Below are 14454 nucleotides of genomic sequence, written 5' to 3'. Positions count from 1 at the left end.
GAATAGACGGCACGATCCCTCCGGATGCGTTGAACGCATTCGGATAGGCACTGCCATCCCGGTATTTCGATAAGTCCGCTGGGGTTGCTCGCCCTACGGGGCGGGCAATGCGAACGGGCCTATCCTCAACAACATCTCGTCGTCATGGTCCGCGCCGCCAAACAATTGCCGGTCGAAGAACGGCTGTTCGGAAACGTGGGCGCCAAGCTCGCCGGCCAGGCCGGTAAAGCTGCGGCGCGATGCCTGGTTGTCAGGCCCCACCGTGGTTTCAAGATATCGAACATGCTCGAGCCCCTTGCGTTGCAGGAGTTCGCGAAGCATGGCGCGGCCCAAGCGATGGCCACGTGCGCGGGCGTGCACCGCAACCTGCCAGACGAACAACACGTCGGGTCGGGTCGGGATCACGTAAGCGGAGATAAAACCGTCGATACGTCCGCCGGCACTTTCGGCAAGGACGCAGGTGTCGCTGAAATGCTCACCAAGGAGCAAGTAGGCGTAGAGGGAATTCAGGTCGAGCGGCGGGCACTCGGAAATGAGGTGGTGAATGGCGGCGCCGTCTTTGCGGTTGGGCAGACGCATCGTATGGGTCTGCGCGCGAACCGCCGGCGCCACGGCACTTGAGAGATGGGGGGTATCCAGTTCGTTTTTCTTCATGCAACGATTCCCGATTCTGGGGGTGCCCCGCCCGTGGGCACTTCAAGGATGGGCGACGATACATCGCCGTGCGGTTCCGCTGCGACTGCCTGGCCTTCCTGCTCCATCAGCGCCACGATGCGTTCCAGCGATAGCGTGATGGTGGCCTGTTCAAGCTCGGGCAACGCATTGAGCGCGTCGGCCAGGTGCTTTTGCAGCGGCGACGGCGCGCCTTGGGCCAGCTCGCGCCCGGCGTCCGTGGCAGTAACGAAAACGATGCGGCGATCTTCGCGGCCGCGTTCACGGCGGATCAAACCCTTGTCTTCCAGGCGGTCCAGGATGCCGACCACCGTGCTGGGGCTGACATGCATTTCGCGGCTGATGGCCGTGGCCGTCATCGGGCCATTGGCCATCACCGTACGCAAGCACATCAACTGCGGCGCAGTGATATGGCTGACCGCGGACAACTGACGCGAGTGCAGTGCGATCGATCGCGTAATACGGCGCAGGGCTCGCAAAATGCGCAGATCGTACTGCTGGGTGGAATCAGTGTTCACGGGGTGGGTCATGGAAGAAAAGGGTTCGGTCAAATTCATTTCTACACGAATGATATGCGCCCGATCTATTCGCGTCAAACAAAAAACCCCCGCACGATGTAAATAAATGAACACGAAATTGCAGAAGATGGCAGCAGAATTACTGGACTTAATGCCGTCGCATCAAGGGCTTGGCGCTGCATCCCGACCCTAGTGGAAAGCCCCAATAAAAAACAGATGTTTTATAGAAATATTCAGATATATCATTTGTTTTTTGTTTAGCGGTGCCCCCATGCCCCTGCCTTCCCACCTGATACCAACCCTGCAAGAAAAGCTGGAGGACCTGCCCCCGGAGCTGCAACGCGCGGCACATTGGGTGGTGGCGCATCCCGCAGAGGTTGGACTGTGGTCCATGCGCCGGCAGGCGCAAGCGCTGGGCGTGGCGCCCGCCACCATGTTGCGGCTGGCGCGGGCGCTGGGCGTGGCGCCCGCCACCATGTTGCGGCTGGCGCGGGCGCTGGGCTATGCCAGCTATGAAGCATTTCGTCAGCCTTTTCAACAGGCTCTTGCCGGTCATCAAGGCGAGCCCGGGCTGCGCGACCGCGCTGCCGCCTTGCAGGCCGCCGCCGGCGACCCCGCCGCCCCCGGCCACGACGTGCTGACCGACTACCAGATCCAAGCCATGCGCTCGGTGTGCGCGCTGAACCCGGCAGCGGAATTTGATGCAGCAGTACAGACCTTGCTGAACGCGCGCCAGGTCGGCTTTCTGGGGACCCGCTCGGCGTTTGGCATTGCGTTCCAGATGCGCTACGCCTACCAACTGGTGCGCCGCAACAGTGTGCTGATAGACGGCCTGGGCGGAGCCCCCGCCGAGCAGGCTGACAACCTGGATGCCGGCGACGCGCTGATTGTCATTTCCCAAGCCCCCTACCCGACCGCCACCGTGCACTTGGCCCGCCAGGCGGCGCAGCGCGGCGTCGCGCTGATTGCGCTAACCGATGACCCGCTGTCGCCGTTGGCGGTGGAAGCCCGTCACACACTGCGATTCGCGCCTCCCGATCGCGACGGCGTCCGAGCCCAGCCCGCGCGCCAGGGTCCCGGCTCGTTCTTCCATACCACCGCCGGCCTGTTGGGCCTGGCCGAACATCTGATTGCCCGCCTGACCGCCCGTGGCGGCGCCGACGTGCTGAACCGCCTGACCGAAGTCGAAGAGCGCCTGCGCGCCGACAACGTTTACTGGACCGCCCCCGCCTCGCGGCGGCCGGGCTGACCCTGCTGTTTTCCCCTAACGCCCTCTACGCATCACGGAATACCCATGAGCCAGACACACGTCATGCATCGTTCCCTACGTCAGACCCCGCCCGTGGCCGTACGCGGCCAGGGCGTATGGGTCCACGACAGCGCCGGCCGCGCCTATCTTGACGGCTCGGGCGGCGCGGCCGTGTCCTGCCTGGGGCATAACCACCCCGACGTCCAGGCCGCCATGCACGCCCAGATCGACGCGCTGGCCTATGCCCACACCAGCTTCTTCACGACCGAGGTTGCCGAACGCCTGGCCGAGCGCCTGGTGGCCGATGCGCCGGAAGGCATCTCGCATGCGTACTTTGTGTCGGGCGGATCCGAAGCCGTCGAGGCCGCCTTGAAGATGGCCCGCCAGTACTTTGTGGAAATCGGCCAACCGCAGCGCCGTCATATCGTGGCGCGCCGCCAGAGCTACCACGGCAACACGCTGGGCGCGCTGGCGGTGGGCGGCAACGCCTGGCGCCGCGCGCAATTCGCGCCGCTGCTGATCGACGTCGAACACGTTTCGCCCTGCTACGCCTATCGCGATCAGCAAGCCGGTGAAAGCGCTGAACAATATGGCGAGCGCCTGGCGCTTGAACTGGAGCAGACCTTTGAACGGCTGGGGCCGGACACCGTAATGGCCTTCGTGGCCGAGCCGGTGGTGGGTGCGACGTCCGGCGCCGTCACGGCCGTTCCGGGTTACTTCCGGCGTATCCGCGAAGTCTGCGACCGCCATGGGGTGCTGTTGATCGCCGACGAAGTGATGTGCGGCATGGGGCGCACCGGCACGCTCTACGCGGTAGAGCAAGAGGGCATCGTGCCCGACCTGATCACCATCGCCAAAGGCTTGGGCGGCGGCTATCAACCCATCGGCGCCGTGATGGCGCAGCGGCGCATCGTGGACGCCATGCAGCAAGGCAGCGGCTTCTTTCAACACGGCCACACCTATCTGGGCCACGCCATTGCCTGCGCCGCCTCGCTTGCCGTGCAGGACGTGATCCGCCGCGACAAGCTGCTGGAGCGCGTGCGCGAGCAAGGCGCGGGCTTGCGGCAGCGGCTGGAACAGACATTTGGCGCGCACCCGCATGTGGGCGATATCCGCGGACGCGGGCTGTTCATGGGCATCGAGCTGGTGCAGGACCGGGCCACCAAGCAGACGTTCGACCCGGCCTTGACGCTGCATGCGCGCATCAAGCGCGAAGCCATGGCGCAGGGGCTGATGGTCTACCCGATGGGCGGCACCATTGATGGCCGCCACGGCGATCACGTGCTGCTTGCGCCGCCCTTCATTATTTCCGACGACGAACTGGACCAATTGACGCAACGCCTGGCTGGCGCCATCGACGCCGCCATTGGACAAGCACGCGGGGCACATTAACCGCCGGCCAAGACCGGTAATTCACGGGGAAAAACCCCATAAGGAGTTTGCATGACCACGTCCGTCAAACACCCATTGGGCCATCGCAACGCCTGGACGCTCGCCGCGGCGGGCCTGGCCACGGCTTTGCTGTCCACGGCGCCGGCACCCGCCGCCGCCCAACAGAAGTTCGTCAGTATCGGCACGGGAGGCGTCACGGGCGTCTACTACGCCGCGGGCGGCGCCATCTGCCGCCTGGTGAACAAGGACCGGGCGACGCATGGCATCCGTTGTTCGGTTGAATCCACCGGGGGATCGGTCTTCAACGCCAACACCATCAAGGCCGGCGAACTTGATCTGGGCGTTGTGCAGTCCGACGTCGGCTTCAACGCCTACAACGGCGAAGGGCAATTCAAACAAGCGGGCCCGTTCACCAAGCTGCGCTCGGTATTTTCGATCCACCCCGAACCGTTCACGGTCGTGACGCGCAAGGACGCGAATATCAAGACCTTTGAAGACCTGAAGGGCAAGCGCTTCAACGTCGGCAACCCGGGTTCGGGCACGCGCTCGTCGATGGAAGAACTGCTGGCCACGATGGGCTGGACGATGAAGGACTTTGCGCTGGCGTCGGAATTGCGCCCGGACGAGCACGGCTCGGCGGTTTGCGATGGCAAGATCGACGGCTTCTTCTACGGCGTGGGCCACCCGTCGGCCAACATCCAGGACCCCACCACCAGTTGCGGCGCCAAGCTGGTGTCGCTGACCGGCCCGGCCGTGGACGCGCTGGTCAAAAAGTACCCCTATTACGCTTACGCCACCATTCCGGCCGGACTGTATCCGAACAACCCCAACGAGACCAAGACGTACGGCGTCACCGCCACGTTCGTCACGTCGGCCGACGTGCCGGATGCCACCGTCTACACCGTGGTCAAGGCGGTGTTCGACAACTTCGACGACTTCAAGAAACTGCATCCGGCATTCGCCAACCTGAAGCCCGCCGACATGGTGAAGAACGGCTTGTCGGCGCCCTTGCATCCGGGCGCTGAAAAGTACTTCAAGGAAAAAGGCCTGCTTTAAAAAGCGCCTGCTTCAAGGCCTTGCCGGCGCGCGACTGCCGCACGCCAGGAATCAGCGCGCGCCGCCCAGACGGCGCGCGCCATGACACGTAGGGGAAATTCATGACAAAAGCGCCGCATACGTCGGCCCCGGACCTGGAACAGCTCGTGGCCGATGTCGACCGAGGCGGCCGCAACGCGGGCGGCATCGCCGGCGCCACGCTGGCCGCGGGCGCGCTGGCCTGGTCGTTCTTCCAGCTCTGGTACGCATCGCCGCTGCCTTTCTCGTTCAACTGGGGCATCTTCAACGACACCGAGGCGCGCGCCCTGCATCTGGGCGTCGCCATGTTCCTGGGCTATCTGGCCTACCCGGCCAGCAAGCGCTCGCCGCGCGACCGCATGCCCTGGTTTGACTGGGTGCTGGCATTGGCGGCCGGCTTTTGCGGTAGCTATCTCTATGTTTTCTATAACGAACTGGCGGGCCGCCCCGGTCAACCCACGCCCATGGACGTGGGTACCGCCGTCGTGGGCCTGGCGCTGCTGCTTGAAGTAACGCGCCGCGCGCTTGGCCTGCCCATGACCGTGCTGGGCCTGGTGTTCGTGGCCTACGCGCTGGCCGGCCCCTGGCTGCCCGACGTGCTGGCGCACCGAGGCGCCTCGCTGGAACGCCTGATGTCGCACATGTGGCTCACCACTGAAGGCGTGTATGGCGTGGCGTTGGGCGTATCCGTGTCCTACATCTTCATCTTCGTGCTGTTGGGCTCGTTGCTGGACAAGTGCGGTGCGGGCAACTACATGATGCAGGTCTCGTTCGCGCTGCTGGGCCACCTGCGGGGCGGGCCGGCCAAAGTGGCCGTGGTGTCCTCGGCCGTCAACGGGCTGGTGTCCGCGTCGTCGGTGGCCAATGTGGTCACGGGTGGCATCTTCACCATTCCCCTCATGAAGAAGGCGGGCTACGGCGGCGTGCGGGCGGGCGCGATTGAGACGGCGTCTTCGGTCAACGGCCAGATCATGCCGCCCGTGATGGGCGCGGCGGCGTTCCTGATGATCGAATACGTGGGCATTCCCTACACCGACATCATCCGCCACGCCCTTCTGCCGGCGTCGATTTCGTACATTGCGCTGTTCTACATCGTCCATCTGGAAGCGCTGAAGCTGGGCATCCAACCCATGATGGCGGCTGGCCCGTCGCGCACGCCGCTGCAAAAGCTGGCGGGATGGGGCATGGGCATCAGCGGCACGCTGCTGGTGATGGGCGCGGCCTATTGGATAGGCACCGGCGTACAGGCCGTGGCGGGCGCGGCCGCCATCTGGGTGCTGCTGACCTTGTTGGCGGCCCTGTACGTGTGGCTGCTGCGCATCGCCGCCGCCCACCCCGACCTGCCGCAAGACATTGACGTCAACCACCCTGTGCGCCCGCAGCCCTGGCCGACGGTGCGCGCCGGGCTGTATTTCCTGATTCCCATCGGCATTCTTGTGTGGTGCCTGAGCGTGGAAGAACTATCCGCCGGGCTATCGGCCTTTTGGGCAGCCATGGCCATGCTGTTCCAGATGGTCACGCAACGGCCGCTGATTGCCTGGTTCCGCAAACAGGATGCCGCCCCGGCTTGGCGGCATGGCTGGCACGACGCCATCGGCGGCCTGCAAGACGGCGCGCGCAACATGATCGGCATCGCCATTGCCTGCGGCACGGCCGGCCTGATTGTCGGCGCCATCACCTTGACCGGCCTGGGCCTGCGCATGACCGCCTTCGTGGAACTGGTGTCGATGGGCAACGTGCTGTTGATGCTGATCTTCACCGCGCTGGTCTGCCTGGTGCTGGGGTTGGGCATGCCCACCACGGCCAACTACATCCTGATGGCAACGCTGATGGCGCCCGTCGTGGTGGAACTGGGCGCGCAAAGCGGCCTGGTGATCCCGCTGATTGCCGTGCATATGTTCGTGTTCTATTACGGCATCATGGCCGACATCACCCCGCCCGTGGGCTTGGCCACCTTCGCCGCCGCGGCGATCTCTGGTGAAGACCCGATCAAGACCGGCATCCAGGGCGTGACCTATGCCGCGCGCACCGCCATTCTGCCGTTCATGTTCGTGTTCAATCCCGCCCTACTGCTGATCGACGTCAACTACGGGTGGGAACTGGCACTGGTGGTGGCGGGCGCCACCTTGGCGTCGCTGACGTTCGCGGCGGCCACCATGCGGTGGTTCCGCACGCGCTGCACCTGGGCCGAGGTGGGTGTGCTGCTGCTGGTCACCTTCATGCTGTTTCGCCCCGACTGGTTCATGGACCACTTCGCGCCGCAGTACGAAAGCCGCCCAGCCGCCGACATGCAGACGATTGCCGCCGCCATGCCCGACAACGGCCGCCTGACCGTGGTACTGCGCGGCATCAATCTGGAAGGCGATGAACTGACCAAAACCGTTGCCGTGGCCTTGCCCTCCCTGCAGACAGGCGCTGACGCCCCCGACGCCGGCCGCCGCCGTCTGGCGGAAGCCGGAGTAACGCTGATGAGCCTGGGTGACCAAACCCAAATTGGTGGGGTGCGGTTTGGCAGCCGCGCGCAACGTTCCGGCTGGGAGCAAGGCTGGGACGTCGTCGAAGTGAAAGCGCCGAACCCGAGGCGTTGGTCGGATTACTGGGTTTACCTGCCGGCCTTGCTGTTGCTGGCGGGCCTGTGGATGCGGCAGCGTCGGCGCCAGGGCGGCAAGGCCCCGATGGTGAGCGCGCGCAGCAACCATTCAACCGGGCCGTAGGCATGGTGCCGCAACCACCATGCGGACCATGGCAACTGCGCCGCGAAAATCGCCACCGCGATCCCGACGGTCGCCAGGGGCGAGACCGATGCGAAGAGACGCAGGCCCCAGCCGGTAAACAGAAAGGCGCAGACGACGGATTGCATCAGGTAGTTGCTTAGCGCCATCCGCCCGGCGGGCGCCAGCCATCGCAACGCGCGCCCAATCACTCGCGTGCGCCACGCCAGCAGGAAGAGAGCCGCATACGACATGCTGAGCAGCGGCGCCGTCAAGAGGTCGGCGGCCAGCCCGGGCAATTCCCAGGCCGCGCCGGCAACTGGCAGAGACGACGTGGCGTACAGCGCCGAGCCGGCCAGGCCCGGTAGCAGGCCCAACGCACACAGCAGCCACAACACGCCCGGCCGCGCCCAGGGGTCCGCCAACGCATTGCGTCGACCCAGCGCGTAGCCGATCAAAAACATCGCAAAGACGAACGGGCCTTGCACGAACAAGACCATGAACCAGACGCTGGTGGTCAGTTCATGGACGTGCTGCGCGACGGTGGAGCCGATGTCGCCGCGATAGGCCTCGATGGCCGCCAGCGCCTGCGCCTTGTATTGCGCCAGATAGCCCGCTGGCACGGGGTCCAGGAAGCTGAGCCAACCCAGCAGCGCCCACACCGACGCCGTCAGCACGATCAGCCACAACGCCACGCACAATGCGCGCTGGGGCGCCATGGACCGGCATCCCAGCAAGCCCAGCCCCAGCAGCGCATAGGTCACCAGAATGTCACCCTGGTAGAACAACACGGCGTGTGCGGCCCCCAACACAGCCAGCCCGGCCAGGCGACGCAGGAATCGCGGCGCAAAGGCGGCTTGGTCGCGCTCGGCCGCCGCCATCTGCAAGGTGAAGCTGTAGCCGAACAGGAACGAGAACAGCAGGTAGAACTTGGTCTCGAAGAGCCACGCGATAAGCCAGCGCACGCCCAGATCCACCGGACGCGAATAGACCGGGTCAGCCACGCCCGCGCCATAGAACGGCGACGAGAAAACGCCGATGTTCACGATCAGGATGCCAAAGAGCGCAAAGCCGCGCAGCGCGTCCACATGCGCCAGGCGCCCGGATGACGGCTGCACAAGCCCTGGGTGCGTGAAGGTGTGCATGACGTGGAAGCCTGTTGGCTAGCGGGGCGAGGCAAGGCCGCGCCCCCCGCGCCTGCCCTACCCCAGTACCGGCGACAGCACCGGCTGCTTGGGACGCACATCCAGCTGACGGCCCTTGCGCGCGCGCTTGCCCACATAGGGCGCCAAGGCGTCGCCCGCCAGGATGTCCTCGGTGAGCTTGTTGCGGTAAATGCCCGTGGCGCGCAGGCCGCGAGCACCGATCGGCACCGTTTGATCCAGCTTGTCGGACGCATCCAGGCCCATCAGGATGGTGCCGCGGCCGCCGCCGGACAAGGACTTGCATTCATCCAGGCCGAACACCAGGAACTTGCCCTTGGCCGACAGCAAGGCCAGTTGCGTGGCGCCCACGAACAGCGGCACCGGGCGCAGCATTTCATCGCCGGCTTCCAGCGTGATGAACTGCTTGCCCGCCCGTTGGCGGCTGACCATGTCGGACAGCTTGGCCGCAAAGCCGTAGCCGCCGCGCGTGGCCAGCAGCCAGCGGGAATCCGGCGCCGCGGCAATGGTATGCACGATGCGCGTGCCCGATTCCAGATCGATCATGGTCGTGACCGGCTGGCCATCGCCCCGTGCGGACGGCAGCCCGCCGACCGGTACCGAATACACCCGGCCGTTGTCGCCCATGGCGATCAGCGTGTCGGTGGTGCGGCATTCGAAGGCGCCGTACAGGTCATCGCCCTGCTTGAAGGTGAATTGCGCAGCGTCGTGGCCATGGCCCTGGCGGGCGCGCAGCCAGCCCTTTTGCGAGACGATCACGGTGACCGGTTCGTCCAGCACCTTGGTTTCCAGCACGGCGCGTTCGGCCGTTTCGATCAGGGTGCGGCGGTCGTCGCCATATTGCTTGGCGTCGGCCTCGATTTCCTTGATCAACAGGCGCTTGAGCGTCGTGGGATTGTCCAGCAGCTCTTGCAGCGAAATCTGGTCCTTGCGCTTGTCGGCCAGTTCCTGCTCGATCTTGAAGCCTTCAAGACGGGCCAACTGACGCAAGCGCATTTCCAGAATGTCTTCCGCCTGGCGCTCGGACAGCTTGAAGCGTTCCATCAGCGCGGCGCGCGGCTCGTCGGATTCGCGGATGGTCTGGATGACTTCGTCCACATTCAGGTAGACCAGCATGCGGCCTTCCAGCACGTGGATCCGGTCAGTGACCTTGTCCAGGCGGAATCGCGTGCGGCGCACGACCGTGTTGGTGCGGAACGCCACCCATTCAACCAGGATGTCGCGCAGGCCCTTCTGACGCGGGCGGCCATCCGTGCCGATGCACACCAGGTTGATCGACGCGCTGCTTTCCATGCTGGTCTGGGCCAGCAGCGTGTTGACGAATTCGTCACGGTCCACGCGCGAGGTCTTCGGTTCAAACACCAGGCGCACGGCCGCATCCTTGCCGGATTCGTCGCGCACGGCGTCCAGCAGGTTCAGCATCACCGCCTTGGCCTGGGTCTGCTCGGGCGTCAGGCTCTTCTTGCCGGACTTGATCTTCGGATTGGTGATTTCCTCGATCTCTTCCAGCACTTTCTGGCCCGACGTGCCCGGCGGCAGTTCGGTGATAACCAGTTGCCATTGGCCGCGCGCCATTTCTTCGAACGTCCAGCGCGCGCGCACCTTCAGCGAGCCACGGCCACCGCCATAGATTTGCGCGATGTCGGCCGCGGGAGTGATGATCTGGCCGCCGCCTGCAAAGTCCGGCCCGGGAATCATGGCGTGCAGTTCGGCGTCCGGCAATTGCGGCTGCTTGATCAGCGCCACGCAGGCTTGCGCCACTTCACGCAGGTTGTGCGACGGAATCTCGGTGGCCATGCCGACCGCAATGCCGGACGCGCCGTTCAGCAGCATCACCGGCAAGCGCGCGGGCAGCATCTGCGGCTCTTCCTGGCTGCCGTCGTAGTTGGGCACGAAATCGACCGTGCCTTCGTCCAGCTCATCCAGCAGCAGCTTGGCGATAGGCGTCAGGCGCGCTTCGGTGTATCGCATGGCGGCGGCGTTGTCGCCGTCGCGCGAACCGAAGTTGCCCTGGCCGTCGATCAGCGGATAGCGCAGCGAAAAGTCCTGTGCCATGCGGACCATGGCGTCGTAGGCGGCCTGGTCGCCGTGCGGGTGGTACTTACCCAGCACGTCGCCCACGACGCGCGCGGACTTCACCGGCTTGGCGCCAGCGGCCAGCCCCATCGCCTGCATGGCAAACAGGATGCGGCGTTGCACGGGCTTTTGCCCGTCGCCCACGTCGGGCAAGGCGCGGCCGCGCACGACGGAGACCGCGTAGTCCAGATAGGCCTGTTCCGCGTAGCGCGCCAGCGTGATGGCGGCATTGGCATCGCCATCGCCGTCGCCATCGGGCGGGGTGGGGTCGAACAGGCCGGGTTGATTGCTATCGGTCATGTTGTATTCAGGTAGACAATTTCATCGAAACGGCGTCAATGCGCCTTCAGGCGGACGGAGCAAGCTGGGTGTCGGCGACATGCGTGCGCAATTGCGCGCGCACCGCGGCCAGCGTGGTGATGTCCTGGCCGCGCTTGGGAATGATCACGCCCTGCAAGGTGCCCAGAATGACGTACAGGTGCTGCGGGGTTTCCTCGACGCGCCGGATATCCGACCACTCCATGCGCCCGGAGGCGCGGGCGGTGGTGTCCAGAATGCCCTCGGGCCCGAAGTCGAGCTGATGCCGGCCCAGGAACAAGTCGTCGGGCTGCTTGTTCAGCATGCGGCGCGTGTTCATCCGCACCAGCGGCGGCAGCGCGAACTCATAGGCCAGCGCCAACAGCACCAGAATGCCCAGGCCCACCGCCAGCCCCTCGAAATACACGGGCAGCATCTGCGACCAGTTGGGCCCCTTGCCGTCCCAGGTCTGCCAGACCAGGTAGGCGAAGAGCGCCACGATCATCAGGACACCAAAGCGCAGGTGCGACCGGTAACGACGCCGGCGCAGTTCGGGGCGCCTGTACACATAGGCGGCGAACTCGGCGTAGTCGTCGGCCGTCATGTCGACGGTCATGCGGGCGGAGTCGGAGGCGGGCACGGTGGACGTCATTAGATATCCAGCTCGGCCAGGTTGCCTTTTTCCTCGATCCAGGCGCGGCGCTGTGAAGACTCGCCCTTGCCCATCAGCATGTCGAACATGCGGGTGGTGTCTTCCGGGGTCAGATCCCCGTAGCCCACGGGCAGCAGGCGGCGCGTGTCCGGATTCATGGTGGTTTCCCAGAGCTGTTCCGGGTTCATTTCGCCCAGGCCCTTGAAGCGGCTGACCGCCCAGGCGCCTTCGCGCACGCCTTCCTTGCGCAGCTTGTCCTGCGCGGCTTCAAGTTCGCCGTCATCCAGGCAATAGATCTTCCTGGCCGGGCGCTTGCCCTGCGCGGGCACATCCAGACGGAACAGCGGCGGCTTGGCCACGTACACGTTGCCGGCTTCGACCAGCTTGGGAAAGTGCTTGTAGAACAGGGTCAGCAGCAAGACCTGGATGTGCGAGCCGTCGACGTCAGCGTCAGACAGGATGCAGATGCGGCCATAACGCAGGCCGGACAGGTCGGGCGTGTCGTTCGGGCCGTGGGGGTCCACGCCGATGGCCACCGAGATGTCGTGGATTTCGTTGTTGGCAAAGAGCCGGTCACGATCCACTTCCCAGGAATTCAGCACCTTGCCGCGCAGCGGCAGGATGGCCTGGAATTCCTTGTCGCGCCCCATCTTGGCGGAGCCGCCGGCAGAGTCGCCCTCGACCAGGAACACTTCGGTGCGGCTGGCGTCGCTGGATTCGCAGTCAGTCAGCTTGCCCGGCAAGACCGCCACGCCGGAACTCTTGCGCTTTTCAACCTTCTGGGCCGAGCGCTGGCGCGCCTGCGCCTGGCGGATGGCCAGCTCAGCCAGCTTCTTGCCGTATTCAACGTTGCTGTGCAGCCAGAGATCCAGCGCGCTCTTGGAAAAACCGCCCACCAGGCGCACGGCGTCGCGGCTGTTCAAGCGTTCCTTGATCTGGCCCTGGAACTGCGGGTCCAGCACTTTGGCGGACAAGACGAAACTGGCGCGGGCGAACACGTCTTCGGGCAGCAGCTTCACGCCCTTGGGCAACAGGCTGTGCAATTCGGCAAAGCCCTTCACGGCGCCGAACAGGCCTTCGCGCAGGCCAGATTCATGCGTGCCGCCGGCCGGCGTCGGGATCAGGTTTACGTAGGACTCGCGCACGGCGTTGCCGTCCTCGGTCCAGGCCACCACCCACTGAGCGCCCTCGCCTTCGGCGAAGTTCTCGTGGTCGGCCCCGGCGTACTGCTGGCCTTCGAAGAACGGCACCATGAGTTCGGCGCCGGTCAGCGCCTCGGCCAGGTAACCGCGCAGGCCGTCCTCGTATTGCCAGGTCTTGGTGTCGCCGCTTTTTTCATTGACCAGCGTGACCTTCACGCCAGGCAGCAGCACGGCCTTGCTGCGCAAGAGGTGCGTCAGTTCGCCCAACGGAATGTTGGGGCTGTCGAAGTATTTGCCGTCGGGCCAGACGCGCACGCGAGTGCCGGACTTCTTGCGGCCGCCCTGGTCGTACGGGGCCAAGGGTTCGGCAACGTCGCCGCCCTTGAACACCAGGCGGTTGACCGCGCCGTCGCGCCAGACCACGACTTCAAGCCGGGTCGCCAGCGCATTGGTGACGGAAACGCCCACCCCGTGCAGGCCGCCCGAGAATGCATAGGCGCCGCCGCCCGCCTTGTCGAACTTGCCACCCGCGTGCAAGCGGGTGAAGACCAGTTCGACGACGGGCGCGCCTTCTTCCGGATGCAGGCCAACGGGAATGCCCCGGCCGTCATCCTCGACGGACACGCTGCCATCACTATGCAGCGTGACCTGGATCTGTTTGCCGTAGCCGGCCAAGGCCTCGTCTGCGGCGTTATCAATGACCTCCTGCACAACGTGCAGGGGGTTTTCGGTGCGGGTGTACATGCCCGGGCGTTGCCGCACGGGCTCCAGCCCCTTCAGGACGCGAATGGACGCCTCGGTGTAACGTGGAGTGGCCAAGTTATCCCCAACATCTGTGGAAAAAAACCGACATTTTACGGGTAAGCCTAGATTCCGCGCGGCTCCCGGTGGGTTGCGCACGACCTGACCAGCTCCGAATTCGGTAGGATGATGACAGTCACAGCCAGCGCGTCAGGGCTTCACGGCCCGGATCACAACGACTGCGCCGCAACATCCTACACAAAACCAGCAAACCCTGTTGTTATTAACAGTGGTATGCCTGTTGTTATTGACAGTGGTATGCTTTAATCCATTCCACATACAAGAACAACGGCAAGGCGCGTCCCTTTTTACGCGCCTTTTGCTGCCGAACCGAGAATCACCATCATGAGCGACCAAATCAAGAACGTCAGTGACGCAAGCTTCGATGCCGATGTGTTGAAATCCGGCCAGCCGGTGCTGGTGGACTACTGGGCCGCCTGGTGTGGCCCCTGCAAGATGATTGCCCCGATCCTGGAAGAAGTCGCCACCGAGTACGCAGGTCGCCTGACGATCGCGAAGCTGAACGTGGACGAAAACCAGGGTACCGCCACGAAGTACGGCATCCGCGGCATTCCCACCCTTATGCTCTTTAAAGACGGCCAAGCCGCCGCCACCAAAGTTGGCGCGCTGTCGAAGTCGCAACTCACCGCATTCCTGGACGGCGCGTTGTAAACTGCGTGCTGTGAAAGGCGCCGCCCCGGAGGCGG

At 64.8% G+C, this 14454-nt stretch carries 11 protein-coding genes; 5 read left to right on the top strand and 6 right to left on the bottom strand.

Going from position 1 to position 14454, the window contains the following annotated elements:
• Positions 1 to 93: 93 nt before the first annotated feature.
• Both ectA and CVS48_RS14510 read right to left on the bottom strand, forming a co-directional pair.
• Positions 94 to 654: a diaminobutyrate acetyltransferase gene (ectA, locus tag CVS48_RS14515; RefSeq protein WP_100855056.1), complete on the bottom strand. Its 561-nt coding sequence runs from the start codon at positions 652 to 654 to the stop codon at positions 94 to 96.
• The gene (locus CVS48_RS14510; protein ID WP_404976465.1) at positions 651 to 1190 is read right to left on the bottom strand and encodes a MarR family winged helix-turn-helix transcriptional regulator; all 540 of its coding nucleotides are present in this window, start codon (positions 1188 to 1190) and stop codon (positions 651 to 653) included. The genes ectA and CVS48_RS14510 overlap by 4 nt, the downstream gene beginning before the upstream one ends.
• Before the next feature lie 271 nt (positions 1191 to 1461).
• Here CVS48_RS14510 and CVS48_RS14505 point away from each other — a divergent pair, with 271 nt between their 5' ends.
• From CVS48_RS14505 to CVS48_RS14490, 4 genes are all read left to right on the top strand, one after another.
• A complete protein-coding gene (locus tag CVS48_RS14505; protein ID WP_100855055.1) occupies positions 1462 to 2439 on the top strand; it encodes a MurR/RpiR family transcriptional regulator in 978 nt (325 codons plus the stop codon).
• 45 nt (positions 2440 to 2484) lie between these two features.
• Complete coding sequence (locus CVS48_RS14500) at positions 2485 to 3831, top strand: aspartate aminotransferase family protein (RefSeq protein WP_100855054.1); 1347 nt, start codon at positions 2485 to 2487, stop codon at positions 3829 to 3831.
• A 51-nt stretch (positions 3832 to 3882) separates the two neighbouring features.
• Complete coding sequence (locus CVS48_RS14495; RefSeq protein WP_100855053.1) at positions 3883 to 4887, top strand: TAXI family TRAP transporter solute-binding subunit; 1005 nt, start codon at positions 3883 to 3885, stop codon at positions 4885 to 4887.
• 101 nt (positions 4888 to 4988) lie between these two features.
• Complete coding sequence (locus tag CVS48_RS14490) at positions 4989 to 7619, top strand: TRAP transporter permease (protein ID WP_100855052.1); 2631 nt, start codon at positions 4989 to 4991, stop codon at positions 7617 to 7619.
• On the opposite strand, the gene CVS48_RS14485 is transcribed toward CVS48_RS14490, so the two are convergent.
• The 4 genes from CVS48_RS14485 to CVS48_RS14470 are packed head-to-tail and all read right to left on the bottom strand — an operon-like array spanning position 7508 to position 13765.
• Positions 7508 to 8761, bottom strand: a complete 1254-nt coding sequence (locus tag CVS48_RS14485) for a DUF418 domain-containing protein (protein WP_100855051.1) — start codon at positions 8759 to 8761, stop codon at positions 7508 to 7510. The genes CVS48_RS14490 and CVS48_RS14485 overlap by 112 nt on opposite strands.
• A gap of 57 nt (positions 8762 to 8818) precedes the next feature.
• Positions 8819 to 11155 carry a DNA topoisomerase IV subunit A gene (gene parC, locus CVS48_RS14480; RefSeq protein ID WP_100855050.1) on the bottom strand — a complete coding sequence of 779 codons (2337 nt, stop codon included), beginning with the start codon at positions 11153 to 11155 and terminating at the stop codon, positions 8819 to 8821.
• Between the two features lie 46 nt (positions 11156 to 11201).
• Positions 11202 to 11804, bottom strand: a complete 603-nt coding sequence (locus CVS48_RS14475) for a YcxB family protein (RefSeq protein WP_100855049.1) — start codon at positions 11802 to 11804, stop codon at positions 11202 to 11204.
• Positions 11804 to 13765: a DNA topoisomerase IV subunit B gene (locus CVS48_RS14470; protein WP_100855048.1), complete on the bottom strand. Its 1962-nt coding sequence runs from the start codon at positions 13763 to 13765 to the stop codon at positions 11804 to 11806. Before CVS48_RS14470 ends, CVS48_RS14475 begins: the two co-directional genes overlap by 1 nt.
• Before the next feature lie 327 nt (positions 13766 to 14092).
• On the opposite strand from CVS48_RS14470, the gene trxA reads away from it, so the two are divergent.
• A complete protein-coding gene (gene trxA, locus CVS48_RS14465) occupies positions 14093 to 14419 on the top strand; it encodes a thioredoxin TrxA (protein ID WP_006218534.1) in 327 nt (108 codons plus the stop codon).
• Positions 14420 to 14454 lie beyond the last annotated feature (35 nt).

It is taken from the genome of Achromobacter spanius (genome assembly GCF_002812705.1).
Taxonomy (GTDB): domain Bacteria; phylum Pseudomonadota; class Gammaproteobacteria; order Burkholderiales; family Burkholderiaceae_B; genus Achromobacter; species Achromobacter spanius.
The sequence above is the reverse complement of the archived record's forward strand: the minus strand, read 5'-3'. Positions and strand labels throughout refer to the sequence as shown.